Consider the following 25088-nt stretch of genomic DNA (forward strand, 5'->3'; position numbering starts at 1 on the left):
TCCGCGGAGGCTCGTCCCATGAAGCCCGCTGAGCTCACCGCCCTGAAGGCCGAGCTCGTCGCCCGCCACGGCGAGGCCTCGCGCGCCCGCATCGAACGCGGTGTGGACCAGGTGGCCACGCTGTGGCGCGGGGAGGACGGGGACCTGGCCGCCTTCGCGCGCGAGCACTTCATCACCGACGAGAAGCAGCTGGAGGCGACCCTGGTCCGGCTGGAGACGGCCTTCGAGCAGCTCGATGGGCACGTGAATGAGATTGGCCGGGAGCTGCGCCGTCCCACGGACCTGGACCTGGGGCCGCTGCTGCCGGTGGATCCGCTGCTGGCGGCGTTCGACCCGGGCGCGCACGTCACCGAGGATCTCTTCAAGGCGAAGGTGGGCTTCGTGGCGCTGCTCAACTTCCCGCTCACCACGCTGGCCGAGCGGATGGAGCAGGGTCCCCGGTATACCCGCCGCCAGTGGGCCGAGGCGCGGCTCACGGGCCGCTTCAACCGCCGGGTGCCCGGTGAGGTGCGGCAGGCGTCGACGCGCGCGACCGCGAACGCGGACCTCTACATCGCCGAGTACAACGTCTGGATGCACCACCTGCTGGACGAGCAGGGGCGCCGGCCCTTCCCCAAGGGGATGCGGCTGATCAGCCACTGGAACCTGCGGGACGAGCTGAAGTCCCGGTACGCGGATCCGGAGGGGGTGGCGAAGCAGCGGATGATCGTCAAGCTGATGGAGCGCATCGTCACGCAGACGATCCCCGCGGCGGTCATCGACAACCCGCGCGTGGACTGGAATCCGTTCACCAACGAGGTGAAGGCCGCACCGGCCGAGGAGGTGGAGGCGGACGCGCCCCAGCGCCCGGTGGTGGTGGACGCGAAGCGCGAGGACGACGTGCGCTACGCGAAGCTGCTGGCGGTGTTCCAGGCGGCGCGGCTGGAGGATCCGTACGTGCCGGTGGCGCCCACGGCGATTGCTCGCAGCTTCGAGCTGGGACGCGAGCTGCCCGAGACCCGGGTGAAGGCGCTGCTGGAGCAGGTGCTGACGTCACCGTTGGTGCCTCGGGTGGCCAAGGAGATCGAATCGCGGTTGGGGCGCAAGCTGGAGCCGCAGGATCTGTGGTACGCGGGCTTCAAGGCGAACGCGAAGCTGTCGGAGGCGGAGCTGGACAAGCTGACGCGCCAGCGCTACCCGACGGCGGAGGCCTTCGCGAAGGACATGCCGCGCATCCTGCAGGGGTTGGGCTTCTCGAAGGAGAAGGCGGCCTTCCTGTCGGAGCACATCCGGGTGGATCCGTCGCGCGGGGCGGGGCACGCGATGCAGGCGGCGCGGCGGGGAGACTTCCCGCGCCTGCGCACGCGGCTGGGCCCCAACGGCATGGACTACAAGGGCTACAACATCGCGGTGCACGAGCTGGGGCACAACGTGGAGCAGGTGTTCTCGCTCTACGAGGTGGACCACACGTTGCTGGCGGGAGTGCCCAACAACGCCTTCACCGAGGCGTTGGCCTTCGTCTTCCAGGCGAGGGACCTCGAGCTGCTGGGGCAGGCGAAGCCGGACGCGGCCCGGGAGCGCGAGCGGGTGCTCAACGACTTCTGGCAGACGTGGGAGATCGCCGGGGTGGCGCTGGTGGACGTGGCGGTGTGGCACTGGATGTACGAGCACCCGGACGCCACGCCCGCGCAGCTGCGCGAGGCGGTGGTGCGCATCTCCCAGGAGACGTGGGACCGCTATTACGCGCCGGTGCTGGGAGGGCAGGGGACGCCGCTGCTGGGCATCTACAGCCACATGATCTCCTACCCCCTGTACCTGGCGGACTATCCGCTGGGGCACCTGATCGCTTTCCAGATCGAGGAGCACCTGCACAAGGCGGGCAACCTGGGGGCGGAGTTCGAGCGGATGGCGAGCCAGGGCGCGCTGACGCCGGACGTGTGGATGACGAACGCAACGGGTGCGCCGGTGAGCGCCGAGCCGTTGCTGAGGGCCACGGAAGCGGCGCTCGCGCGCTGAACCCCCTCTCCCTCTGGGAGAGGGCCGGGGTGAGGGTCTACGGGCTCGTCGGTCCCTCACCCCGGTTCCACTGGAACGCCTACTTCTTCGGCTGGGCCGGCTGGGCGCGCGGGACGTCCGCGCCCTGGCCGCCGATGCCGAGCAGCTCGACCTCGAACACCAGGGTGGCGCCGGGCGGGATGGTGGGAGGCTGGCCGCTCTCACCGTAGGCCGTCGCGGCGGGGCACACGAGCTGGGCCTTGCCGCCGACCTTCAGCTTCTGCACGCCCTCGGTCCAGCAGGGGATGACGCCGTTGAGGGGGAACTCGGCCGGCTCGCCGCGCTTGTAGGAGCTGTCGAACTCGGTGCCGTTGGTGAGCGTGCCGCGGTAGTTCACCTTCACCGTGTCGGTGGCCTTGGGGCTCTGGCCGGTGCCGGCCTTGAGCTCCTTGAAGATGACGCCGGAGGGCAGCTTGGTGGCGCCCTTCTCCTTGGCGGCGTTCTCCAGGAACTTCTGGCCCGCCTTCTCCTGCCGCCCCTTGGCGAGCCCCTGCAGCTTGGGCCCGTACGTCTCCAGCTCCACCGCCGGCTTGGCGTTGTTGATGTAGTCCGTCATGCCCTTCTTGACGATCTCGAGCTCGGCCGGGCTCAGATCGAACAGCTTGATGCTCCGGCCAATCGACAGGCCGAGCGCGTACACCGTCTTCTCGTCCTCGGTCTTGAGCTGGGCCTGGCTCTGCGCCTGGGGGGCAGGGGTCTGGGCCTGGGCCTGCATCCCGGCGAAGCCGAGCAGTGCCGCTGCCATCATTCCGAATCGCATGTGTGTACAACCGCCTTTCTCTGAGACGGTCGAAGGATAGGGCCGACCGGGGTGTTCCGGCTGGTCGTTTTCTTGCCAGCTGTCCGGATGTCTCTACCCTCGCGACACCTTGCAGCAGCGCTGAAGCGGCCTGTAGCAGTCGCGGCCCTCGGGAGAGCGAGAGATGAGCGAGAAGCGGAAGAACACGCGGGTCCCCCTCGACATCTACATGAACAAGTACATGGGGGGCGTGCCGTACATGGCGCGCGCCGCCGACATCAGCCAGGAGGGTGTGAGCCTGGCGCGTCTCATCGAGCCCGAGCACGACGCCCGGCGGGTGGGGCTCCAGTTCCAGCTCCCCGGCTCGGAAGAGGTCATCTACGCCGAGGGCGAGGTGGTGCGCGAGTGGGTGGAGGCCCACCCGCGCAAGCACGAGCGCTCGGGCGTGCGCTTCACGCTGCTCACCGAGCGGCACCGCCGGATGATTGATGACTACGTGACACGCAGCTCGGAAGGACACTGAGCCGCGCTCATTTGGAGGGCGGGCTGGCGGGCTCGCCTTGACCCGGCTCGGAGCGGGCCCTTGAATCCGGCCATCCGATGAGAGCGGGGAGGATTCACTTGAGGCGTGCACTGTGGGCGCTCGTGCTGGCGGCTCCGTTGTCGGCGCTGGCGCAGGGCAACGGGGTGGATTGGCAGCGGCAGGTTCTCCGGGTGACGGGGGATGGGCCTCCGGATGTGAAGGCCTCCAATCCGTCCCAGGCGAGGCTGGGCGCGGAGCGCTCGGCGAAGGAGGATGCGTTCGCGGAGCTGCTGGAGCAGGTGAAGGGCCTGCGCCTCCGCGCGGACCGGACCGTGGGCGATGAGCTGGCCCGCGAGGAGACCCGCCGCAAGGTCGAGGACGTCCTCCGCGGCTACAAGGTCATCCAGCAGCGCTACTTCTCTGACAGCGGCGTGCAGCTGGACGTGGAGGTGCCACTGGGGGCGCTCACCGCGGTGCTGGTGACTCCCGCTTCCACTCTCGCCAACACCGCGGCTCCGGCCGAGACGAAGCCCGCCCAGACGAAGAAGGAAACCAAGGCGAAGTACACCGGGCTGGTGGTGGACGCGCGGAAGCTGGGCATGGTGCCCGTGCTGGCGCCCCGGCTGCTCGATGACGCGGGCCAGCCGCTCTACGGCGAGGAGACACTGTCCCCGGAGGCCCGGAAGCTCACGGGCGTGGCCGGATTCTTCGCGAGCCTCGAGCAGGCCCGGAAGTCGGCGCTGGTGGGCGCGCGGCCGCTGGTGCTCGAGGCGGCTCGGCTCCAGGGCTCGGATCTCCTGTTGGGGCCGGACGCGGCGAAGACGCTCGCCGGGCTCGAGCCGAGCCTCCTGGCCGAGGGCCGGGTGGCGATCCTCATCAAGTAAAGGGTGCACATGGCGTCGGTGATGATGGCACGGGGTGGGCGGCTCGGGCGCCTGGGGGTGATGGGCCTCGCGGGGCTGTGGCTCGGCTGTGCCTCGGGCCCGGAGCAGGTGGACTCGCCCGCGGCGGAGCGGGCGCGCGAGATGCTGCGCGCGGTGAAGTCCCGCCGCGGCAACCTGCTGCTCCAGTGCGAGCCCTCGGACGCCGAGGTGTACCTGGACGGGGTGGTTCAGGGCGTGTGCACCGACTTCGGTGGCGGTCCGAGCGGGCTCCAGGTGGGTGGAGGGCTGCATCGCATCGACGTGAAGAAGGACGGCTACTGGCCGTACACCACGTATTACGAGCCCAGCAATGCCCGGGCGGGGCTGACCATCCGGCTGAAGCCGATGGAGCCGGAGCGCGGCGGCACCCCCTGAGTTGTGGGACGCGCTTGCGGTATACCCTGGGTGCTGCACGGAGGTTGGCCATCGGACGCAACAAGAGAGGCAAGGCGGGCGCGGTGAAGGCGCCAGGGGTGCGGGTGACTCCAGCGCAGGAGGCGTCCCTGCATCTGGTCGGTCCGGGAGGGGAGCCGCAACGCGCCCCCGAGCCCCAGGCGCGGCCCGTCGCGGAACAGCCCGGGCTGTCCGAGGGAGCGCTCTCCGAGACGGAGGCCCGGCGGGTGGACTTCGCCTGGTCGCTGGGCATGGTGGGCTCGCTGGCGCTGGTGTTCGCGCTGCTGTCGGTGTTCGGCGGAGTGTCGGTGCCGGTGCTGCTGGCGCTCGGGACCGCGTACGTGCTCAACCCGATCGTCACCGCGCTGGAGCGCCGGGGCCTCAACCGCACCCTGGGGACGAGCGTGGTGTTCACCGGGTGTGTGCTCCTGCTGGTCGGGGCGGTGCTGTACCTCATCCCCGTGTTCCGGGAGGAGGCGGCCAAGCTGCCGGACTTCTTCCTCCGGTCGAGCGAGCGGGTGGTGCCGCAGGTGGAGGCCCTGCTGGGGCGTCCGCTGCCGGACCTGCTGCGGCAGCGCATGGCGGAGCTGGGAGGGCGGGCCTCGGAGCTGCTGCAGAGCGCGGGGCCCACGGCGGCGCGGCTGGTGGCGAGCTTCGCGGGCAACACCGCCCGCTTCGTGGCCACGCTGCTGGGCCTGATGGTGGTGCCGGTGCTGGCCTTCTTCTTCGTGCAGGACTACCCGCACCTGGTGGGGCTGGTGAAGGGACTGGTGCCGCGCCGGGCGGTGGGGCTGGTCAGCCGCCGATTCTCCGAGGTGGATGACGTCCTGTCCGCCTTCGTGCGGGGTCAGGTCACGGTGGGCGCCATCCTCTCGGTGCTCTACAGCACGGGCCTGGGGTTCGCGCGCATCGACATGGCCATCGTCATTGGCGTCATCGCCGGGTTCGGCAACATGGTGCCCTACCTGGGGACGACCCTGGGCGTGGTGCTGGCGCTGCTGGGGCTGATGCTGTCCTGGCAGGGGGCGTGGCAGCTCGCGGTGGTGGCCGGCACGTTCCTGGTGGCCCAGATGGCCGAGGGGCTCGTCATCACCCCCAAGGTGGTGGGGGACAAGGTGGGCCTCTCGTCGGTGTCCGTCATCATCGCCATCCTGGCCTTTGGCGAGCTGTTCGGCTTCACCGGCATCCTGCTCGCGGTGCCCACGACGGCCATCCTCAAGGTGGTGCTGAGCGTGGTGGTGGAGCGCTACCAGCGGACGGCGCTCTACACGGGCGAGGGACGCGGCCCCTGAGGCGTCCCCCGGCCCCGGGCCGTCCGGCGGAGCGGACGGTGGCGAAGAGACGGGGAGCGGCGCTAGGGAAGGGGCCGTGGCCAAGAGCAAGGAAGTGGGAAAGGGCGCCGCGGAGCTCGCGCGCCTCCAGGAGGAGATCATCACCTGCCGGGCCTGTCCCCGGCTGGTGGAGTGGCGGGAGCAGGTGGCCCGGGAGAAGCGCCGGGCCTTCCGCGACTGGACTTACTGGGGACGGCCGGTGCCCGGCTTCGGGGACCCGAGGGCGGAGCTGATCATCATCGGGCTGGCGCCAGCGGCGCACGGGGCCAACCGGACCGGACGTGTGTTCACCGGGGACCGCTCGGGGGACTTCCTCTTCGCCGGGCTGCACCGGGCGGGCTTCGCCAACCAGCCCCGGAGCGAGCACCGGGAGGACGGCCTCGCGCTGACAGGGGCCTACATCGTCGCGCCGTGCAAGTGCGCCCCGCCGGACAACAAGCCCCTGCCGGAGGAACTGGCCCGGTGCGCCCCCTTCCTGGACCGGGAGATGGCCCTGCTGCCCACGCGGGTGGTGCTGACCCTGGGGGCCATTGCCTGGAACGCGACGCTCGCCTGGCTGGAAAGGGCAGGGGGGTCCATCCCCACGCCCCGGCCCGCGTTCGGCCATGGGGCGGAGCTGGCCCTGCCGGGGGGCCCGGTGCTCCTGGGCTGCTACCACGTGAGCCAGCAGAACACCCAGACGGGCAGGCTCACCCCGGCCATGTTCGATGCCGTGATGGCCCGGGCCCGGGTGCTGATCGAAAATCGTCAGGGAACATGACGCACGTGTGTCGCTGTTTCCTTGACAGCTGCGGGGCGCCCGCTGTATTCCCCGCCCGCCTTCGACGACAGAAGTCCTGACGGCGAACGGGTCGTTAGCTCAGCGGTAGAGCACTACCTTGACACGGTAGGGGTCAGTGGTTCGATCCCACTACGACCCACTTCAGCACAGCGGTTCACCAGCGGGCGGCAAGGCTGATCAGCCTGCCGCCCGCGTCTTTTTCCGAGGTCTCGCATGGCGGATCAGATCACGGTGACTCTCCCCGATGGCACGCAGAAGCAGGCGCCGCGGGGGACGACCATCGCGGACTTCGTTCGCGAGAGCATCGGGGCGGGCCTGGCCAAGGCCGCCCTCTTCGCGCGCGTGAATGGCCAGGACATGGATCTGGCGCGTCCGCTCGACGAGGACGTGAAGCTGCAGATCTTCACCTCCAAGAGCCCCGAGGGCCTGGAGCTCATCCGGCACGACGCCGCCCACGTGGTGGCCAGCGCGGTGCAGCGCCTCTTTCCGGGCACCCAGGTGACGATCGGCCCGGCGACGGAGGAGGGCTTCTACTACGACTTCTTCCGCGAGAAGCCCTTCACGCCCGAGGACCTCGAGAAGATCGAGGAGGAGGCCAACAAGGAGATCGCCAAGAACCTCCCCTTCGTCCGGACCGAGGTGTCCATGGACGATGCCATCAAGCTCTTCGATGGCAAGGGCGAGAAGTTCAAGGTCGAGATCGTCAAGGACATCGCGGCCAAGGGCGCCAAGACGCTGACGCTCTACACCCACGGCGACTGGGTGGACTTCTGCCTGGGGCCCCACGCGCCCAGCACGGGGAAGATCGGCGTCATCAAGCTGCTGTCCACCAGCGGGGCCTACTGGCGCGGAGACCATCGCAACCCGATGCTCCAGCGCATCTACGGCACGGCCTTCTTCGACAAGAAGGCGCTCCAGGAGTACCTCACCCGGATGGAGGAGGCCCGCAAGCGCGATCACCGCAAGCTGGGCAAGGAGCTGGATCTCTTCCACTTCCACCAGTTCGCGCCGGGCTCCGCCTTCTGGACCCCCAAGGGCACCACGCTCTACAACACCCTGGCCACCTTCATGCGCCGGCTCACGAACGAGACCGGCTACGTGGAGATCAAGACCCCGCTGCTCTTCAACAAGGGCCTGTGGGAGATCAGCGGCCACTGGGGCAAGTACAAGGAGAACATGTTCCTCGTGCTCGACAGCGAGTCCGGGGAGCATGACTTCTCGCTGAAGCCGATGAACTGCCCCAGTCATCACATCTACTACGGCTTCAAGAAGCACAGCTACCGCGACCTGCCCCTGCGCCTGCACACCCAGGACGTGCTGCACCGCAACGAGGCGGCCGGTTCGCTGGGCGGTCTCACCCGCGTGCGCCAGTTCTGCCAGGACGACGCCCACATCTACTGCATGGAGAGCCAGATCGCCGACGAGGTCCGGCGCTTCGTGCAGCTGCTGGATCGCGTCTACAGCGCGGTGGGGCTCAAGTACGCGGTGAAGCTGTCCACCCGTCCCGAGAACCGTCTGGGCACCGACGAGCAGTGGGACCGCGCCGAGGGCGGCCTCAAGAGCGCCCTGGAGAGCCTGGGCCTGCAGTACGAGCTCAAGCCGGGCGACGGCGCCTTCTACGGCCCGAAGATCGACTTCGACGTGTCCGACAGCATCGGCCGCAAGTGGCAGCTCGGCACCATGCAGCTCGACTACCAGGCCCCCGAGCGGTTCGACCTCACCTACGTGGGCGACGACAACGCCGAGCACCGCCCGGTGGTGCTGCACCGCGCCATCTACGGCTCCTTCGAGCGCTTCATCGCCATCCTCATCGAGCACTACGCGGGCGCCTTCCCGGCCTGGCTGGCCCCGGTGCAGGGCGTGCTCGTCACCGTGGCGGACCGCCAGATGGACTACGCCCGCAAGGTGCGCGACCAGCTCCGGGCCAAGGGCTACCGGATCGAGCTGGACGAGCGCGGACTCACACTCAACGCGAAGATCCGCGACGCCCAGATGCAGAAGATCCCCTTCACCCTCGTCATCGGAGACAACGAGGTGGAGGGTGGGGCGGTGTCCCCCCGGCGCTACGGCGGTGAGGACCTCAAGACCATGAAGCTCGAGACCTTCGAGGCCCTCCTGGAGAAGGAAGCCGCCTGGCCGTCGTGATATCACTGGGAGTCACGGGCCTCTGAGGGCTCTTGACTCCCTGAGGCTGGCAAGTATCTTGCCCCTCTTCCGAGGGGGGTACCTACTCCCACTACTGGAGGGCTTTCACATCGCTCGCGACCAAAGAACGAATCGCCGTATCCGTGCTCGGGAGGTCCGCGTCGTAGGACCGGAAGGCGAGCAGCTTGGCGTCCTTACGATCGAGCAGGCCCTGGATCGGGCTCAGTCAGCGGGCATGGACCTCGTCGAGGTCAACCCGATGGCCAAGCCGCCGGTCTGCAAGATCATGGACTACGGCAAGTTCAAGTACGAGGAGAAGAAGCGGGCCTCGGAAGCCAAGAAGAAGCAGGTCGTCGTCCACCTGAAGGAAGTCAAGCTCCGCCCGAAGACGGAGGAGCACGACTACGAGTTCAAGGTCCGCAACGTGCGGCGCTTCCTCGAGGATGGGGACAAGGCGAAGATCACCATCATGTTCCGTGGTCGTGAGATCACGCACAAGGAACTGGGATCGGCCATCCTGGACGACGTCATCAAGGATTTGAAGGACGTGGCGGTGGTGGAGCAGATGCCGCGCATGGAAGGGCGGCAGATGTTCATGATCATCGCCCCCAACCCGAAGGTGGCGCAGCGGGCGCGAGATCTGGCCCGGCAGCAGGCGGCGGCGGCGGAGGCGGCGGCGAAGGAGGGTGGCAGGAAGCCCGAGGCAAAGTCCGAAGCGAAGCCCGAGGGGGCTCCGGTCGTCGCCAAGCCCGAGGGGCAGGCGGTCGCCAATGCTCCGGCGGCTGCTCCCGCGGCGGGCGCTCCGGCGGCACAGTCTGGCGGGACGAAATAGTTGGACCTGGCTGCCGGCTTCCAAGCCGTCGGCCCTTGACACACGCTGACGGCGATTCGCTGCGGCGGATTGGTAGTGAAGGAAGGAATCGGCACCATGCCCAAGTTGAAGACCCGTAGCGGCGCCAAGAAGCGCTTCCAGGTGAAGAAGTCCGGCCAGGTGAAGTTCGCCAAGGCCTTCGGCAAGCACCTCTTCACCCATGCCAAGTCCCAGAAGCTCAAGCGGGAGCACCGCGGCACCGGGCACCTGAAGGACATGGATGCCAAGAAGGTGATCAAGGAGCTCTTCCCCTTCGGGGCGAACTAGCGGTACGCAGTCGCAGTAAAGAGGGCCCTGGCGGTGCGGCCGCGAGCTTGCGCCGGGGGTTCGAACACCTCGCAGCAGTCAGGAGTCAGCAATGCGCGTCAAGAAGGGTTTCAAGGCTCGTCGCCGTCGTAATCGGATTCTGAAGCTGGCCAAGGGTTACCGCGGCCGCCGCAAGAACTGCTACAAGCGGGCCAATCAGGCCGTGGAGCGCGCGCTGGATTACGCCAGCCGTGACCGCGCCGCGCGGAAGCGCAACTTCCGCTCCCTGTGGATCGTCCGCATCAACGCGGCCGCCCGCACCGTCGGTCTTTCCTACTCCCGGCTGATCGCCGGTCTGGCCAAGAACAAGGTCGCCCTGGATCGCAAGGTCCTCGCCGACATGGCCGTGGCCGATCCCGCCGGTTTTGCCGCCGTCGCCAACATCGCGAAGGCGGCCTGAGAATGAGGGCCGGCCCGAGGGGCCGGCTCCGAGAGCGAGCGGTCGCGGTCTCCCTGGAGGCCGCTTCCGTTCGCGGGTTGGAAACGGGCTGCCCCTGTGGGCGGCCCTTTTTTTTGCCCCGGCCGGGCCGGGGAAGGGAGGCGAAGTCCCATGCGAGACCGCTTGCAGGCGCTCGCGGACGCGGCGCGGCGGGAGATCTCCGTCGCCTCGGATCCGTCCGCGGTGGAAGCACTCCGAATCCGCTACCTCGGCAAGAAGGGTGAGCTGTCTGGTGTCCTCGGCGGCATGGGCAAGCTGCCCCCCGACGAGCGCCGTGCCCTCGGCGAGGTGGCCAACCAGGTGAAGGCCGAGATCGAGAAGCTCCTGGCCGACGCCGTCCAGCGCGTGGAGGAGGCGGCGCTCGAGGCCGAGCTGCGTGGCCCCAAGCTGGACGTCACGCTGCCCGGCCGCGCCGTGGCCCCCGGCAGCCGCCACCCGGTGTCCCGGACGATGGAGGAGATCGTCCGCACCTTCCAGCGGCTGGGCTTCGAGGTGGCCCACGGGCCGGAGATCGAGCTCGACTACTTCAACTTCGAGGCGCTCAACCTCCCGAAGGACCACCCCGCGCGCGACATGCAGGACACCTTCTACGTGGACGAGGCCTCGCTGGGCCACGCGAAGAAGGCGGACAGCCCGGTGCTGCTGCGCACGCACACGTCCCCGGTGCAGGTGCGCTTCATGCTCAACCGCAAGCCTCCGTTCCGCGCCGTCATGCCCGGCCGCGTCTACCGGCGCGACTCGGACATCACCCACACGCCCATGTTCCACCAGGTGGAGGGCCTGCTGGTGGACAAGGACGTCAGCTTCGCCGAGCTCAAGGGCACCCTGGACGCCTTCGTGAAGGCCTTCTTCGGCTCGGACACGCGCACGCGCTTCCGCCCGTCCTTCTTCCCCTTCACCGAGCCCTCGGCCGAGGTGGACATCTCCTGCACCTCGTGCGGCGGCAAGGGCTGCCGCGTGTGCAAGCAGACCGGCTGGCTGGAGGTGCTCGGCAGCGGCATGGTGCACCCCAACGTCTTCAAGTACAGCGGCTATGACCCCACCGAGGTCACCGGGTACGCGTTCGGCATGGGCGTGGAGCGCATCGCCATGCTGCGCTACCGCATCGACGACCTGCGGATGATGTTCGAGAACGACTCGCGCTTCCTGGAGCAGTTCTGATGAAGATCTCGGTCAAGTGGCTCGGAGACTACGTGGCGCTGCCGGCGTCCGTGGATGAGCTGGCGCGCAAGCTGACGGCCGTGGGTCTGGAGATCGAAGGCCTCGAGCGTCCCGGCGAGGGTCTGCGCGGCGTGGTGGTGGCGCAGATCAAGGAGTCCGTCCAGCACCCCAACGCGGACAAGCTGTCCGTCACCAAGATCGACGCGGGCGGCAAGGAGCCGCTCCAGGTGGTGTGCGGCGCCAAGAACTACAAGGTCGGCGACAAGGTGCCGCTGGCCACCCTCGGTACGAAGCTGCCCAACGGCGTGGAGATCAAGCAGGCCCCCCTGCGCGGCGTGGACAGCTTCGGCATGCTCTGCTCCGCCAAGGAGCTGGGTCTGTCCGAGGATGCCTCGGGCCTGCTCATCCTCCCGCCGGAGCTGAAGCCCGGGACGCCCATCGCCGAGGCGCTCGGGCTGGATGACGTGGTGCTGGAGGTGAACGTCACCCCCAACCGGCCGGATGCCCTGTCGCACCTGGGCGTGGCCCGGGAGGTGGCGGTGGCCACCGGGGGCACCCTGCGTCCGCCCCAGCCGAAGCTGGCCGAGTCCGGTGCGCCCACCTCCGAGAAGGTGAAGATCCGCATCGAGGACCCGGTGCGCTGCCCGCGCTACGCGGCCCGTGTCATCGAGAACGTGAAGATCGGCCCCTCGCCCCAGTGGCTGCAGGATCGGCTGAAGGCCTGCGGGGTGCGCCCCATCAGCAACGTGGTGGACGTCACCAACTTCGTCCTCCTCGAGTACGGCCAGCCGCTGCACGCCTTCGACCTGGACCGGGTGGCGGGGCAGGAGATCATCGTCCGCACCGCGAAGCCGGGCGAGAAGATGACCACGCTCGATGGCAAGGAGCGGGCGCTGGAGCCCGAGGACCTGCTCATCTGCGACCGGGACAGGGCCCAGGCCCTGGCTGGCGTGATGGGAGGCTCGGACAGTGAGGTGAGCGCGGGCACGACGCGCGTGTTGCTCGAGTCCGCCCACTTCCAGCCCTCGAGCATCCGCCGCACGTCCAAGCGCCACGGCCTGCACACCGAGGCCTCGCACCGCTTCGAGCGCGGGGTGGATATCGACGCCACGATCGCCGCCGCCGACCGGGCCGCGGCCCTCATCGCCGAGCTGGCCGGTGGCACGGTGGCCCCGGGCCGGGTGGACGTGTACCCGAAGCCCCAGCCGCCGCGCCGGGTGACGCTGCGCTACGGCCGCGTGGAGAAGGTGCTGGGCGTGGCCATCTCCGAGGCCGACTGCCGGCGCATCCTCGGCACCCTGGGCTTCCAGGCGGTGGAGGAGGGGAGTGGGCAGACCACCTTCGAGGTGCCCCGGGCCCGCGTGGACGTGGAGCGCGAGGAGGACCTGATGGAGGAGCTCGCCCGCGTCCACGGCTACGACAACATCCCCGCCCGGTTGCCGCGGGGGCTCGCCGAGCTGGCTCCCGAGCCGGCCGCCTCCGAGGCCGAGCGCCGCACCCGCCAGGCCCTGTCCGGGGTGGGGCTGAGCGAGGTGGTGAACTACTCCTTCGTCGCGCCGCGCACGCTGGAGGTGCTGGGCGGGAAGGAGCAGCCGGTGGCGCTGCTCAACCCGCTGAGCGTGGAGCAGTCGGTGATGCGCACCAGCCTTCTGCCGGGCCTGCTGGAGAACCTCTCCCGCAGCGTGCGGCACCAGGTGGACAGGGTGGCCCTGTACGAGACGGGCCGGGCCTACTTCCGCGATCCCGAGGGAGGGCAGGGCCAACGCCCGGCCACCCGCGAGGTGCACCGGCTCGCCGGCCTCGTGTGGGGTCTGCGCGGTGGGCGCACGTGGACGCAGAAGGACGCGCGGGCGGACTTCTATGACGCCAAGGGCGCACTGGAGGCCGTGCTGCACGCGCTCCACGTGGAGGGCGTCCGCTTCGTCCCCGCCGAGGCTCCGGCCTTCCACCCCCGCGCCTGCGCCCGGGTGGAGCTGGCCGACGGCACGGTGCTGGGCCACGTGGGCGAGCTGCACCCCCGGGTGATCAAGGGCCTGGAGCTGCCTCGGGACGTCTTCGTCTTCGAGGTGGACACCGCGCCGCTGTACTCGGCGGCCCGGCTGGTGCCGGCCTGGGGAGGGCTGCCCCGCTTCCCCGCCGTGCTCCGGGACCTGGCCGTGGTGGTGCCGGTGGAGCTCCAGAACGACGAGGTCCGCCGCGTCATCCTGGAGGTCGGTGGCACCCTGGTGGAGGACGCCCTCATCTTCGACGTCTACACCGGCAAGCCCATCCCCGAGGGCCGGAAGAACCTGGCCTACGCCATCCGCTACCGCTCGCCCGAGCGCACCCTCACCGACGCCGAGGTGAGTGCCGCGCACCAGCGAATCATCACCGAGGTCAACCAGCGCCTGGGTGGCGCCCTGCGCGCCTGAAGGTTGGGTGACTGCGGGAAAACCTGAGTGAAACCGGTGGGTTGACAGTTGTCGGGGAAGGCTGTCACAGTCCGCCGGGTTCACGGCAGAGAGGGGCGCGAAGGTACTCGCATGACCAAGGCGGACATCATCGAAGGGGTCTACGAGAAGGTCGGCTTCTCCAAGAAGGAGTCGGCGGAGATCGTCGAGCTCGTCTTCGACACCTTCAAGGAGACGCTGGAGCGCGGGGACAAGATCAAGATCTCGGGTTTCGGGAACTTCCAGGTGCGTCAGAAGAAGGCGCGCGTGGGGCGTAATCCCCAGACCGGCAAGGAGATCGAGATCTCGGCCCGCCGCGTGCTGACCTTCCGGCCGAGCGCGGTGCTGAAGGCGGCCCTCAACGGCGAGCAGATTCCGGAGAACCACTCCGAGCTGGATGCCGCGGAGGACGCGGCGGCCGACGCGGCCGAGGCAGCCGGGCTGGATCCCGAGGATCTGGACGAGGCCCTGGAGGAGATGGAGGAGCTCGAGCCCATGAAGGCCTCGGTGGGCGGAATGAAGGCGAAGGCCGAGTGAGTTTTTGAAGGGCCGCCCGATCTCGTACTTGACCTGGGAAACGGGTGGGGGCATAAGGCAGCCCATCTCGACGGCGCCGAACGGCACCGGCGGGAGACGAAATCTCGGGGCGTAGCGCAGCCTGGTAGCGCACTTGCTTGGGGTGCAAGTGGTCGCTGGTTCAAATCCAGTCGCCCCGACCATCGAAAGCCCTGGAGTTTCACTTCACGGTGGGCTCCAGGGCTTTCATCTTCTCCTCCAGGGGAGAGGTGCTGTGGGGAGTTAGTTCAGTTGGTTAGAACGCCGGCCTGTCACGCCGGAGGCCACGGGTTCAAGTCCCGTACTCCTCGCCAACAAGAAGGGCCTGGAATCGAGAGGGAAACCTCAAAGATTCCAGGCCCTTCGCCTTTTCTCATCCACCTGTCTTTCCCTGCGTCGCGGAGCCCGTCTTCCATGCGCGTCAGGTAACTTCGGGCCTGCTTCACGTCTTAACGAGCGATCGACACCCGCTGCACTGATGGGGGGATTGCTCATGTTGGAACGTAGAACCAGATTGATTGCCTACACGGCGTTTCTGTTGGCCCTCGCGGGATGCCCTGCCCCGGCGCCGAAGGAGATCGCGCCGACGCGGGAAGGGCTCGATGCGTACGCCCGGAGGCTCTACGACCTGGCCGAGGCCTCGGACCAGGGGCAAGCCGACGCGCTGGACGCGGAGCTCCGCCGGACCTTCCACTTCCTCGGCGTCCCGGTCGTCGACAGCCGCCAGCTCCCGGCCGACGAGCTGACCCAGCGGTTGGAGTCTCCCCATCCCCCCGCGGTCGACTTCGAGCTCCAGCTCCTCGCCCAGGGCTTGCGCTCCGGCGTGGTCGTGAGCCTCGAGTCGTTGCTGTTGGAGCTCGGGGACCAGGGCTTCAAGACCCGGGATCCCTCCGCCAGCCTCACGCCGGAGCACCTCATCGAGAAGCTGTCACCGCTGGTCGAGAAGGGTGACTACACCCAGGCCGAACGTCCGCTGGCGCTGATCCTGGCGCTGGGGCGCGAGCGCGCGCGCCGCTCGGGCGTTCCGCCGACGAACGCCGTGTTCGGGGATGACGTTCTGGATCCGCTCCAGCTCACGCTGTTCATGCGACAGGTCCTCCCGATCTACGCGGCGGCCCGTGCCGGGACCACCCAGGGCAAGCTCCAGAGCCAGCGGTCCGCCGCCGTGCTCCAGGAGATCGTGCTGGAGAAGGTCATCGAAAGTGTACCCGGCCTCGCGGATGCATTCGCGAAGGGCGGGGTCAACCTGGTCAAGATGGCCGTCATGCTCTACGGATCCAAACTCTATCTGAGTGCGACACCCACGAAGCTGTGGCACCAGCGGCCCGGCGCGGACTCCGTCAGCACGCTCACCGCTACCGTCGAGTACACCTGGTACCCCTACGACCTCGGCATCATGAATTACTTGCAGTCACTAGGCATCACGCTCCCCGACAAGGGGCCCCTGCCGGGCAAAACCATCAATTGGGCGTACGACAAGGACACGCTGGGACAGCACGGAGAGCTGACTTCATTCGCGCCCCGGACGGATGCCAAAGGTCAAGCCTCCGCCCAGTTCACCGTCACCACGTTCGAGGACACGCCGGAGGAGGGATGGATTGCCGACAACATCAAGACCGCGGCGACTGGCTTCGTCCGCATCCAGAGTCACGGGCTCGTCCAGGAGCTCGAGAAGCTCGAAGCCGAATTCCGTTTCATAACGGATGGAGGCCTCAAGGGGAAGACGCACAACGAGGTCCAGCTCGAGATCCTCGAATACCACCGCCTGCCCCTCTTGAGCGGAACCATCACCATCACCGAGGAGCAGGACCTCGACAGCTACACGCGCTACGACGCGCCGGACGACTCGCTGCACACCGAGACCAGCAGCATGGTCAAGAAACGGTTCACCCAGCACCTCACCCTGGAGGATGTCGCCATCAACAATTCCCATGTCACCGTGAGCTCCAGCGCGGAGTTCAGCTCGCTCGTGGAGGGCAATGGCCACTCGTGGGGCGTGGAGAATTGCCTGGACGAGCCCCCAGGCCCCTTCACGCGCTACACAGAGCAGGGGTACTCCATCTCGGGCTCCTCGACCGAGCCGGTAGAGGTCGACATCGCTCCCATCGATGGGGACGTCGAGAAGCCGGACGCCGTGGAGTTCCTCTCCATGGGATTCGAAACGAGCCACGTCTGGGCTTCTGGCATGGGGAAGGCCCGCGAGTATGGGAATAGGCCCTGCAAGAGCGGAGGCCCCTTCGACACCAGCTTCGAGTTCCCGGTCATGGAGGACTGGAGCAACTATTCAGTGGCTCTCATCATCCCGCGCTACCCGGTGAGCCCGGTCACCTTCCAGGGCAGCACAGCGCTGGCCCTCCCGACCCTCCCGCCCGGCCTGCGGTGGACGCGCACGGCCACCTGGGACCTGAGCCTGCGCCCCTGACCCGAGACCGACTCGTCCACCTGGTCGGGTGGCGTCAGGGCGTCTCCTTCGCGAGCTTGTCCACGCTCAGCCGTGCGTGCTGCCTCCTCCGGTACGCCCACCCGCGCTCCTCCATGTGCCCTCAGTCGAGCCACATGCCGAGAGGGCGGCGGCGCCGGGCATGGCCCCTCCGCCGCCGAGGGCCTGACGCCGGGAGACACGGTGAGAACGAAGTGCGCGAATCATCATGCGCCATGTCTATGGACCAGGGCCGACGCCCGGTAGACAGACTGGCGGCATGACACCAGCGTGGGGCCTGCTGGCTCCTGTGGCCGCCCGGGTGCGAGCGGCTCCCCAAGCTGCGGGCCTTCATCGACTTCGCCGGCCCGCTGTTCCCCTGGCCACTAGGGCTGGGGCGTCGCCAGGTCGGGCAGCATGGGCACGCGGCGCTCGCCGGGGCCGTTGGGCGTGGCGGCGCTGTTGTTCGTCACCCGCCGCAGCAGCGAGCGCAGCTTCGCCGCGTCCTTGCGGAGGTTGGCCGCGAAGGTCGAGGGCGCCGTCGGCTCCACGTAGAAGGTCACCGCCCCCACTGTCGCGTCCGTCACGTAGGCGCCGTAGTCCTGGAGCGCCTGCGCCACCATCTTCCCGTCCGCCGTCAGCCCCTGCGCGTTGATGTCCACGGAGGGCGGAATGGCGAAGTACGCCCCCATGGGGACGTTGCCCTTGTAGTTCCACTCGCTGTTCCAGTCCTGCTCGGTGGCGGGCCAGACGTAGCCCTTCGCGGTGCCGTAGCCCTTGGAGTCGTAGCCGCTGGACCCGCCGCTGTAATAGAGCTGCGCGCGGTCCACGGCCAGGGCGATGGCGTGCTGAATCTTCCCCGTGTACTTCGGGTGCGTGGACGTCGTCTCCCACGCGCGGATGAGGCCGCCCACCGCGGCGCCGCCGTAGGCGCGCACGCCGTTCTGCGGGCCCAGGCCGCTGCCGTAGAGGTCAATCTTGTGGTGGCGCCCCACGGTGTACGCCGTGGTCGACTGGCGCGTGGTGGCCCAGGCCTCGTCGATGTACGTCCGCGAGGGGTTGACCACGTGCATGTGCTTGTCGCTGCCGTTGGCGATGGTAGCGGTGGCGGGCACGTTGTAGGTGCCGTTGCGCGACGAGTCATTGAAGTCCGACACCGTCGCCCACGGGTCGGTGTTGGACGCGAAGCTGATGGGGTGCGAGTACTCGTTCCAGTTGGCCCAGGCGTTGATGGTCCGGTTGTCGAACCAGGTGGCGAGGAAGTCGCGCGTCGCCGGGTCCGTGGTGCTCGCGTACACCGCTTCCTGGCCGATGGGCAGGTTCCACACCGAGTTCGAGGTGAAGGGCTGCAGCGTGGCGTCACGCGTGCCCTGCGTGTAGACCTTGAACTCGTCGAAGCGCGCGAGGTTGTCCTGGCTCGCGAGCAGGCCGACGCGGGTGGCGTACTGGTGCGAGGTGTCGTTGACGCCGCCCTTGTGCACGCCGTTGATGTACACGTCGATGCGGGTGCCGGACGCGCGCACCTCGAGCACGTCCCCCGCGACGGGCGCCTGCGCAATCTGCAGCGGGAAGTACTGCGTATAGCCCACGTACTTCGTGAGGAAGTACTTCTGCGCGCCGAGGTCCGTCGCCAGCTTCCAGCAGTTGCCGCGGTCGACGTGGCGGAAGGTGAGGCCGGAGAACTCGCCCAGCGCGGCCAGCGTCACCATTACCCGGACGTTCGCGCTGCCGGGCACCGTGGCGTAGTGGTCCATCCAGGTGCCGTCGTCCTTGGAGAGGTACGCGCGGCCCGACATGATGCCCCAGGCGCTGCCCCAATAGGGATTCGGGGTCCACGCGTGCACGCCCTGCTCGAGGCTGTACAGGCGGGAGTCGTGGTTGGCCCGGGTGAACGAGTCATACAGGTTGGCGTCCGAGGCGCCCTGCGCCTGGGTCACCACGGGCTCCTCCCGCGTGTCGTCCAGGGGCGGCTCGCCACAAGCCGACCCCAGCCACAGCATGGGGAACAACACCGGGAGGAGGGCGGCACGCGCCGCCAGCTGAGTACGTCCAGAGGTGCTCTTCATTGCTTCTCCTTGTTGCCGCGACTGGGAACTCCAGCGCGGCCGACAAGGATACAGGTGAAGAGTGTAATTCAGGAAATCTCAGACTTCGAGGACATTTCAATATTCCACTCGATTGGCTCTGCTCCGAGCGCGAGCGTCGTCACGAGCCGGCGGGTTCGTCCCACGCACCGTGGAAGGCGTAGGGCATGAGTGGCATCGGAATGCGCGCGACGGGGCCGCTTGAAAGAGACTTCGCGTCGAAGATTGCGAGCGTGCTCACTTCGCGAAGTCCGTCGTACAACATCGCCAGCAGGTGCCCCTCGTCTTCGCGCTCGGCCGCGGGCGCGAAGATGGGCTCGCCCACGAAGACGTTCTCCGGCGCGGTCCACACGTCGGCGGGGCGCTCCAAGTCCATCAGATCCTTACGGACCACCGAGTCGAAGGGCGCGCCGTGTTTCAGGGCGGCGCGCGCGGCGCCGAAGAGCACGGGCGTCTCGCGGCCGTCATGCGCGGGATGCACGCGAGGGAAGTCGAGGCCATGCGGTGCGAGCTGCGTCCATGTACCTCTATCGGCGCCGTCCTGTACGACCACACGGAAGAGCCGCCCCGGCTCGTCAGCGTCGGGCCTTGCGGGATCGATCGGCACGGTCGGTCCCTGAAAGCCGAAAGCCGAGGCGAAGTCGATGTCCGGCGACAGGCACGCGTCGAGGTACACGGCACCATCACGCTCGAAAGCGTTACCGTAGTGCACCGCGAAGGCGCGATCAGGCAGGGTCACGGTGCGCAGCGGCGCGTCACTGGTTCGCGGTACGAGGTAGAGAGCGCCGGGCGCCTCGAGGTCGGTCGTGATGGCCTCGACGAGCGTGGCGCCACCGAGCAAGACACGCCCAAGCGTGCCAAATTTCATGCTCAGCAGGTTGCTGAACAGGCCGTACCAGTGTGGCGTGATGACGAAGTCGTGGATGAAGAGTGACGACGGCAAATCCACGTCGCGCGTGTGAACGAGTTTGCCAGCCTCGTCGAACTCGCGAAACGTGAGCGACGTCGTGCGTCCGAGCTTCACGCTGCAGGTGACGAGCCGCTTCATCGCCTCGTCGAGCTTCATATGCGCCAGTGTGGCCTGGCCGGCGATGACGCCGCCGAACGTCTCCTCTCCGTGCGTTTCGAGGGAGTCCGCGTCCAAGCTGTACGGCGCGCCGCCTTCCCACGCCGCGAGGAGTTTGCCGCTCCACCGCTGCACGGTGGTGTTGGCGACGTTGCGGGCGCGCGTAGCCACGATGTTCTTCCAAAAGTGCGGGCTCGGGTTGGTGCCTAGCCCGCGGCGCACGAGACGGCCCGCGGAGAGCTCCTCGCGGTACGTCGGCGTATCCACGAAGCGAGCGCGAAGGCGCACCGAGCCGTCGGCTTCGAACGAGAACGCGCGTACGTAGCCGTGCCCGTCGAAGGGATGCGCGAGGCGGTCACCGACCTTCGTCCACCCCGGTCCGTTCGACAGCAGGCGTCCCCTCGTCAGCGCGGCCGGGACGCGGCCTTCGATGCGCGAGGCCTCGATGGAGAGGTCGAGGTCGCCGGGCCTTGCGAGCAGCGCGTTGTTCCAGGATCGAGCGCGGACGCCCAGGCGGTGGGCATCATCTTGAAGCTTGATCATGAGCGGTCTTCCTTCGTCCCTTCGAGGGAGGATTTGCGGCGGCGCGCTTGCGCCCAGCCTGCGGTGGTCGGTTCAGCGAGCTCGAGGTCGTGTCCACCTCCGAGACGAAGCGCCAGAGAAGTCGACTGAACTGCGTGACGTCCTTCTTGGGCCATTGACGGAACCGCTCCTCGAGCAAGGCGCGCTGATATGCATGGATTTCACTCATCCGCTCGAGGCCGAGCGCGGTGAGCGAGAGCGTCTTCATCCGCGGAGTGGAGCGGCTCGGCGCACGGTGGAGCAGTCCTTCCTCCTCCAGCTCGGCGAGTTGGCGGCTGACGGTCGACTTCTCGAGCCCGAACCGCTCCGCGATTTCCGAGGCCGTCGGCTCCGGCGAGCGGCTGATGAACGCCAGCATCGAGTAGCTAACGAACGACAGGCCGCGGAACGTGTTGGTCGCCCGCACACTCGAATTGCGCGACAGCAGGGTTATCGCCTGGTGCACCACTTCGAGAGGATCGTCGGAGGTCGACACGTCCACAGCCTGACAGTTGTATCGTACAACTGTCAAGCTGGCTGGCGCGCAGGCCCCGCCAGTTCGGCCTTCGAAGTTCCCCAGCGGTTTACACTCCGCCCATGACCAACGAAGTTCGTGACTACTTGAGCCGGCAGTTCGAAACGGCGTGGGCGCTCACCAGCTTCCACCTCAACGGCCTCGCCACCGAGGAGTGTTTGTGGCGCCCTGCCCAGAAGGGACTGCACGTGCACCAGACCCCCGATGGAAGGTGGCGCGCCGATTGGCCGGATCGCGAGGACTATGACATTGGTCCGTCGAGCATCGCGTGGCTGACGTGGCACCTCGGCTTCTGGTGGTCCATGGTGCTCAACCACTCATTCGGCGACGGGACGCTCTCACGCGAGAACGTGATGTGGCCTGGCACCGCCGACGGCGTACGCGAGTGGATCAGCCAGCTACAGACACAGTGGCGAGCGGTGCTCGAGCAGGTCACTGACGAGGACCTGCGATCGGCACAGCGGACACGATGGCCCTTGCAGGACCGTCCGTTCGGCGACGTCGTCGCATGGGTCAATATCGAGCTCACGAAGAACGCCGCCGAGATCGGCTACGCGCGCTTCCTCTACGCCGTCCGCGCCGGCTGAGTCGCGGGTGCCTCATTCGCGGCCTTACAGGCCGTGGCGCGTCCGGTACTCGCTGCTGGTCATGAGGGCCCGGATGACGTCCGCCCGCGTCGCCCCCGTCTGCAGCGCGTTGACGTAGGCGTTCAGTCCCGACGCATCCGCGTCCCGGCCGAGCAGCACGATGTACGCGTACTTGACGAAGTCCGTATGGGACAGCGTGTTCGTCGAAGGCGCGGGCGTGTAGTTGTTCGCGTTGCGCCGGGTGAGCGACTCGGTGGAGTTGTAGAACGCGACCTGCACCTGGATTCGCGTGGCGGAGCCGGCCTCCAGCCTGCCGGTCCAGTATGACTGGCCCGACGCGTCCGCGTCCCGGCCATGGATGAACCGGTAGAGATAGGCCACGTAGTCGAAATGCGTCAGCGCCGCCGCCGTGGGCCCTCCCGTGCTTCCCGCCTGGTTCGCGTTGATCTCCGCGTCCGTCAGCAGGCCCCGGCTCGTCACCTGGCTCCGCTCGGAGGTGGTGAGGCTCCCGCCGGCGAAGGCGGACACCAGCATGAGCTGCACCTTGGGGGTGTTGATGTCATACATCAGCCCGAAGCGCCGTTCCGCTTCCCACGGCAGCTCCGGCTGATCCAGCAGCTGGTAGAAGGTCACGCCCTCCAGGGCGACCTTCGTCTGCGCCAGGATGATGCGCAGGTGCTTGTTGATGCTCTGGAAGCACCGCTCCGTCACCGGTTGGCCCGCCTGGTTCTCGTAGTCCGCCCGGTCGCCATAGGGCGTGTTCGGGTCTCCCGAGTAGACCTCCGCGCAGTTGAACTCGTTGATGCGCACCGGGCGGTTGAACCGCGCCATGTTCGCGAAGAGGCCGCCCGTGCCGAACCACGGGTCCGTGTCCAGGCTGGTCTGCTCGTACCAGGGATAGATGTGGTAGCCCACGACGTCGAACTGCACGCCCTGCGCGAGCATGAAGTCCAGGAAGCCGTACCCCCGGCCGATGAAGCCCAGGATGATGCGCAGGGGCACGCCAGAGCTCGCCCGCACGTCCCGGATGGCGCGCGACATGCCCCGGTTCACCGCGGCCTCCCGGTAGCCACAGTCATTCTGGTAGGGCGATGCGTCCATGGCGGATGAGGCCGGCGCGATCTTGAGCTGCCGCTCGTTCTGGATCTCCCAGTCCCGGATGAGCGACTTCATCTGGTTCACGATGGCGTAGGTCGCGTTGTACGCCTCCTGCTCGGTGGCCTGGGTCCCGCATACCGCGGTGTTCACCTTGGGATCATAGAGCATCGCCTCCACGGTGATGCCCTTGTCCTTGAAGGCCGTCACCACCTGCGTGAGCCACGAGATGTCCGAGAACGGCGACACGTCCAGCCGCACCACGCGCACCTTCCGCTGGCTCAGCACCAGCGCCGTCTGTTGGGCCTGCGCGACCGTGGCGACGTGTTTCGGATGGAGGTTCACCCCGTAATCGAAGGCTCGCGCTTCCGACGCGGGGAGGAAGAGCAGCACCCCCGCGACGAACAGCGACAGCCAGTTGAATCGACTCATGATCTTGCAGCCTCATCACCGTAATTGGAGGAAAAACAGCTTTTGCTGTTTTCGCCAATAACAGAGGCCGAAAGGGCGCGTCCACGAAAACTCCGGGACGCCCAGGGTCAATCACTGTCTTCGATTCTCAAGGTTCGTGAAACGAACCCGCGGCTGTACGGCCCGACGCGCACTACTGCTTCGAGATGACGCCGCACGCCTGACGGGCACCCGAGGCGCCCGCGGGATCCGTCTGGAGATCATCCTCGCCCGCGTGGATGACGAGCGCCTTGCCCACCACGTCCGTGCTGGCACCGTCACCGAGCGTCCACTCCTCCTTGGAGAGCTTCAGCGTGCCCTTGCCGTCCTGGCCGATCTGGATGTTGCCCAGATCGCCCAGGTGGTGCTCCGGATTGGGAGTTCCGTGGACCTTGGTGGTCGGGTTCCAGTGCCCGCCCGCGCTGGAGGCGTCGGCGGCGCTGCAGTCCCCCAGCTCGTGGATGTGCGCACCATGCGCGCCCGGGCTGGCTCCCGTGACATCCAGCTGCAACGTCACCTGATCCCCGTCCTCGCTGAACGTGGCGTTCCCGATGACGGTGCTGCCGCTCTTGCTCTCCAGGGTGGTGCTGGCCTGCATGCTCGCGCAGGCCGAAAGGGCGAGCACCGCCGCGAGAAGGGTACCGCGCAGGACGGGATCAATCTGGGTCTTCATGCTGGCTCCAGGGTCAGTGTCCCGTCCACGTACTCCCGAGCGGCCCCCACGCGGCGAACTCAATCCCACCGCGTCGTCCTTCCTGTGGCGTGGTGGACGGACCGCCCCATCCCCATTCCAGGACGTGTCGATAGGGCAACTCGTCTACAGTGGCCGCGTGACGCACCCCTCCGAACAGAGTCCTCCCGCTGGAGCCCGCGCCCGGCTTCATGAGGTCATCTTCGAGTCCCACACCCCGGCGGGGAAGGCGTTCGACGTGGCGCTGCTGTGCGCCATCCTCCTCAGCGTCCTGGCGGTGATGTTGGAGAGCGTGGCGCCCATCCGCGTGCGGTACGGGGAGGCCATCCGCTTCGCGGAGTGGGTCTTCACGGCCCTCTTCACCGTGGAGTACGGGCTGCGGCTCCTGTCCGTGAGGCGCCCGCTGCTCTACGCGTCCAGCTTCTTTGGTCTGGTGGATCTGCTGGCCCTCCTGCCCACCTACCTGAGCGTGATGCTGCCCGGGGCCCAGTCGCTGCTGGTGGTCCGCGTGATCCGCCTGTTGCGCGTCTTCCGCGTGCTCAAGCTGGTGAGCTTCCTCGGGCAGGCGGAGGTGCTCCTCACCGCCCTGCGCGCGAGCCGTCCGAAGATCACCGTCTTCCTCGGCGCGGTGCTGAGCACGGTCGTCATCATGGGCTCGGTGATGTACCTGGTGGAGGGCGAGAAGAACGGCTTCGACAGCATCCCGCGCGGGATGTACTGGGCCATCGTCACCATGACGACGGTGGGCTTCGGCGACATCACGCCCAAGACGGTCCCCGGGCAATTCATCGCGTCGGTGCTGATGATCCTGGGCTACGGAGTCCTCGCGGTCCCCACCGGCATCGTGTCGGTGGAGCTCGCGGCCGCCAGCCGGAAGGGACTCAACCCCGAGGCCTGCCCCGGTTGTGGTGCCGAGGGCCATGACGTGGACGCGGTGCACTGCAAGTACTGTGGCACTCGCCTCTGACGG

The 25088-nt window shown here is 67.9% G+C and carries 22 protein-coding genes and 3 tRNA genes; 19 read left to right on the plus strand and 6 right to left on the minus strand.

What is annotated here, in order from left to right; genetic code table 11:
* The first annotated feature begins 18 nt into the window (after positions 1–18).
* Positions 19–1995: a hypothetical protein gene (locus JRI60_RS25005; RefSeq protein ID WP_239470711.1), complete on the plus strand. Its 1977-nt coding sequence runs from the start codon at positions 19–21 to the stop codon at positions 1993–1995.
* A gap of 79 nt (positions 1996–2074) precedes the next feature.
* Here the strand turns inward: JRI60_RS25005 and JRI60_RS25010 are convergent, their stop codons facing one another.
* Positions 2075–2794 carry an FKBP-type peptidyl-prolyl cis-trans isomerase gene (locus tag JRI60_RS25010; protein WP_204228398.1) on the minus strand — a complete coding sequence of 240 codons (720 nt, stop codon included), beginning with the start codon at positions 2792–2794 and terminating at the stop codon, positions 2075–2077.
* Positions 2795–2957: 163 nt separating this feature from the next.
* On the opposite strand from JRI60_RS25010, the gene JRI60_RS25015 reads away from it, so the two are divergent.
* The 16 genes from JRI60_RS25015 (at position 2958) to JRI60_RS25090 (ending at position 17052) form a co-directional block, all read left to right on the plus strand.
* On the plus strand, positions 2958–3296 hold the full coding sequence (locus tag JRI60_RS25015; protein WP_204228399.1) for a PilZ domain-containing protein: 339 nt from the start codon (positions 2958–2960) through the stop codon (positions 3294–3296).
* A gap of 98 nt (positions 3297–3394) precedes the next feature.
* A complete protein-coding gene (locus JRI60_RS25020; RefSeq protein ID WP_239470712.1) occupies positions 3395–4180 on the plus strand; it encodes an LPP20 family lipoprotein in 786 nt (261 codons plus the stop codon).
* Between the two features lie 9 nt (positions 4181–4189).
* Complete coding sequence (locus tag JRI60_RS25025) at positions 4190–4594, plus strand: PEGA domain-containing protein (RefSeq protein ID WP_239470713.1); 405 nt, start codon at positions 4190–4192, stop codon at positions 4592–4594.
* A 206-nt stretch (positions 4595–4800) separates the two neighbouring features.
* Complete coding sequence (locus JRI60_RS25030; RefSeq protein ID WP_204229090.1) at positions 4801–5904, plus strand: AI-2E family transporter; 1104 nt, start codon at positions 4801–4803, stop codon at positions 5902–5904.
* Positions 5905–5980: 76 nt separating this feature from the next.
* Positions 5981–6703 (plus strand): uracil-DNA glycosylase, encoded by a 723-nt coding sequence (locus JRI60_RS25035; RefSeq protein WP_343213422.1) that lies wholly within the window; start codon positions 5981–5983, stop codon positions 6701–6703.
* Positions 6704–6791: 88 nt separating this feature from the next.
* Positions 6792–6863 (plus strand) — tRNA-Val (locus JRI60_RS25040).
* Between the two features lie 74 nt (positions 6864–6937).
* Complete coding sequence (gene thrS, locus JRI60_RS25045) at positions 6938–8869, plus strand: threonine--tRNA ligase (RefSeq protein WP_204228401.1); 1932 nt, start codon at positions 6938–6940, stop codon at positions 8867–8869.
* Positions 8870–8963: 94 nt separating this feature from the next.
* The gene (gene infC / locus JRI60_RS25050) at positions 8964–9701 is read left to right on the plus strand and encodes a translation initiation factor IF-3 (protein ID WP_204229092.1); all 738 of its coding nucleotides are present in this window, start codon (positions 8964–8966) and stop codon (positions 9699–9701) included.
* 96 nt (positions 9702–9797) lie between these two features.
* Entirely contained in the window at positions 9798–10007 is a 210-nt protein-coding gene (gene rpmI, locus JRI60_RS25055; protein WP_204228402.1) for a 50S ribosomal protein L35, read from the plus strand.
* Between the two features lie 91 nt (positions 10008–10098).
* Positions 10099–10446 (plus strand): 50S ribosomal protein L20, encoded by a 348-nt coding sequence (gene rplT, locus JRI60_RS25060; RefSeq protein WP_204228403.1) that lies wholly within the window; start codon positions 10099–10101, stop codon positions 10444–10446.
* 150 nt (positions 10447–10596) lie between these two features.
* Positions 10597–11646 carry a phenylalanine--tRNA ligase subunit alpha gene (gene pheS / locus JRI60_RS25065; protein WP_204228404.1) on the plus strand — a complete coding sequence of 350 codons (1050 nt, stop codon included), beginning with the start codon at positions 10597–10599 and terminating at the stop codon, positions 11644–11646.
* Positions 11646–14057 carry a phenylalanine--tRNA ligase subunit beta gene (gene pheT, locus JRI60_RS25070; RefSeq protein ID WP_204228405.1) on the plus strand — a complete coding sequence of 804 codons (2412 nt, stop codon included), beginning with the start codon at positions 11646–11648 and terminating at the stop codon, positions 14055–14057. The genes pheS and pheT overlap by 1 nt, the downstream gene beginning before the upstream one ends.
* 111 nt (positions 14058–14168) lie before the next feature.
* On the plus strand, positions 14169–14612 hold the full coding sequence (locus tag JRI60_RS55165; protein WP_204228406.1) for an integration host factor subunit alpha: 444 nt from the start codon (positions 14169–14171) through the stop codon (positions 14610–14612).
* Positions 14613–14717: 105 nt separating this feature from the next.
* A tRNA-Pro gene (locus tag JRI60_RS25080) sits at positions 14718–14794 on the plus strand.
* Positions 14795–14867: 73 nt separating this feature from the next.
* Positions 14868–14944, plus strand: a tRNA-Asp gene (locus JRI60_RS25085).
* Positions 14945–15123: 179 nt separating this feature from the next.
* On the plus strand, positions 15124–17052 hold the full coding sequence (locus JRI60_RS25090; protein ID WP_204228407.1) for an Ig-like domain-containing protein: 1929 nt from the start codon (positions 15124–15126) through the stop codon (positions 17050–17052).
* A 383-nt stretch (positions 17053–17435) separates the two neighbouring features.
* Here JRI60_RS25090 and JRI60_RS25095 read toward each other — a convergent pair whose 3' ends face one another.
* The 3 genes from JRI60_RS25095 to JRI60_RS25105 form a co-directional block, all read right to left on the minus strand.
* Positions 17436–19115, minus strand: a complete 1680-nt coding sequence (locus tag JRI60_RS25095) for a hypothetical protein (protein ID WP_204229512.1) — start codon at positions 19113–19115, stop codon at positions 17436–17438.
* Positions 19116–19254: 139 nt separating this feature from the next.
* Positions 19255–20742 carry a carotenoid oxygenase family protein gene (locus tag JRI60_RS25100; protein WP_204228408.1) on the minus strand — a complete coding sequence of 496 codons (1488 nt, stop codon included), beginning with the start codon at positions 20740–20742 and terminating at the stop codon, positions 19255–19257.
* Positions 20723–21256, minus strand: coding sequence for a MarR family winged helix-turn-helix transcriptional regulator (locus JRI60_RS25105; protein WP_204228409.1), 534 nt, complete (start codon positions 21254–21256; stop codon positions 20723–20725). The genes JRI60_RS25100 and JRI60_RS25105 overlap by 20 nt, the downstream gene beginning before the upstream one ends.
* A gap of 101 nt (positions 21257–21357) precedes the next feature.
* Between JRI60_RS25105 and JRI60_RS25110 the strand changes: the two genes are divergently transcribed.
* Positions 21358–21882 (plus strand): DinB family protein, encoded by a 525-nt coding sequence (locus JRI60_RS25110; RefSeq protein WP_204228410.1) that lies wholly within the window; start codon positions 21358–21360, stop codon positions 21880–21882.
* A 24-nt stretch (positions 21883–21906) separates the two neighbouring features.
* Here JRI60_RS25110 and JRI60_RS25115 read toward each other — a convergent pair whose 3' ends face one another.
* Both JRI60_RS25115 and JRI60_RS25120 read right to left on the minus strand, forming a co-directional pair.
* Complete coding sequence (locus JRI60_RS25115; protein WP_204228411.1) at positions 21907–23409, minus strand: DUF4214 domain-containing protein; 1503 nt, start codon at positions 23407–23409, stop codon at positions 21907–21909.
* Positions 23410–23581: 172 nt separating this feature from the next.
* Positions 23582–24100, minus strand: a complete 519-nt coding sequence (locus JRI60_RS25120) for a superoxide dismutase family protein (RefSeq protein ID WP_204228412.1) — start codon at positions 24098–24100, stop codon at positions 23582–23584.
* A 157-nt stretch (positions 24101–24257) separates the two neighbouring features.
* Between JRI60_RS25120 and JRI60_RS25125 the strand changes: the two genes are divergently transcribed.
* Positions 24258–25085, plus strand: coding sequence for an ion transporter (locus JRI60_RS25125; RefSeq protein WP_204228413.1), 828 nt, complete (start codon positions 24258–24260; stop codon positions 25083–25085).
* Positions 25086–25088 lie beyond the last annotated feature (3 nt).

The organism is Archangium violaceum, assembly GCF_016887565.1.
GTDB classification, from domain to species: domain Bacteria; phylum Myxococcota; class Myxococcia; order Myxococcales; family Myxococcaceae; genus Archangium; species Archangium violaceum_B.

Bases quoted from the DNA above. Each gene is read 5' to 3' on its own strand.
- JRI60_RS25005 (WP_239470711.1), top strand. From the start codon at position 19: ATGAAGCCCGCTGAGCTCACCGCCCTGAAGGCCGAGCTCGTCGCCCGC.
- JRI60_RS25010 (WP_204228398.1), bottom strand. From the start codon at position 2,794: ATGCGATTCGGAATGATGGCAGCGGCACTGCTCGGCTTCGCCGGGATG.
- JRI60_RS25015 (WP_204228399.1), top strand. From the start codon at position 2,958: ATGAGCGAGAAGCGGAAGAACACGCGGGTCCCCCTCGACATCTACATG.
- JRI60_RS25025 (WP_239470713.1), top strand. From the start codon at position 4,190: ATGGCGTCGGTGATGATGGCACGGGGTGGGCGGCTCGGGCGCCTGGGG.
- thrS (WP_204228401.1), top strand. From the start codon at position 6,938: ATGGCGGATCAGATCACGGTGACTCTCCCCGATGGCACGCAGAAGCAG.
- rpmI (WP_204228402.1), top strand. From the start codon at position 9,798: ATGCCCAAGTTGAAGACCCGTAGCGGCGCCAAGAAGCGCTTCCAGGTG.
- rplT (WP_204228403.1), top strand. From the start codon at position 10,099: ATGCGCGTCAAGAAGGGTTTCAAGGCTCGTCGCCGTCGTAATCGGATT.
- pheS (WP_204228404.1), top strand. From the start codon at position 10,597: ATGCGAGACCGCTTGCAGGCGCTCGCGGACGCGGCGCGGCGGGAGATC.
- pheT (WP_204228405.1), top strand. From the start codon at position 11,646: ATGAAGATCTCGGTCAAGTGGCTCGGAGACTACGTGGCGCTGCCGGCG.
- JRI60_RS55165 (WP_204228406.1), top strand. From the start codon at position 14,169: ATGACCAAGGCGGACATCATCGAAGGGGTCTACGAGAAGGTCGGCTTC.
- JRI60_RS25090 (WP_204228407.1), top strand. From the start codon at position 15,124: ATGTTGGAACGTAGAACCAGATTGATTGCCTACACGGCGTTTCTGTTG.
- JRI60_RS25095 (WP_204229512.1), bottom strand. From the start codon at position 19,115: ATGAAGAGCACCTCTGGACGTACTCAGCTGGCGGCGCGTGCCGCCCTC.
- JRI60_RS25100 (WP_204228408.1), bottom strand. From the start codon at position 20,742: ATGATCAAGCTTCAAGATGATGCCCACCGCCTGGGCGTCCGCGCTCGA.
- JRI60_RS25110 (WP_204228410.1), top strand. From the start codon at position 21,358: ATGACCAACGAAGTTCGTGACTACTTGAGCCGGCAGTTCGAAACGGCG.
- JRI60_RS25115 (WP_204228411.1), bottom strand. From the start codon at position 23,409: ATGAGTCGATTCAACTGGCTGTCGCTGTTCGTCGCGGGGGTGCTGCTC.
- JRI60_RS25120 (WP_204228412.1), bottom strand. From the start codon at position 24,100: ATGAAGACCCAGATTGATCCCGTCCTGCGCGGTACCCTTCTCGCGGCG.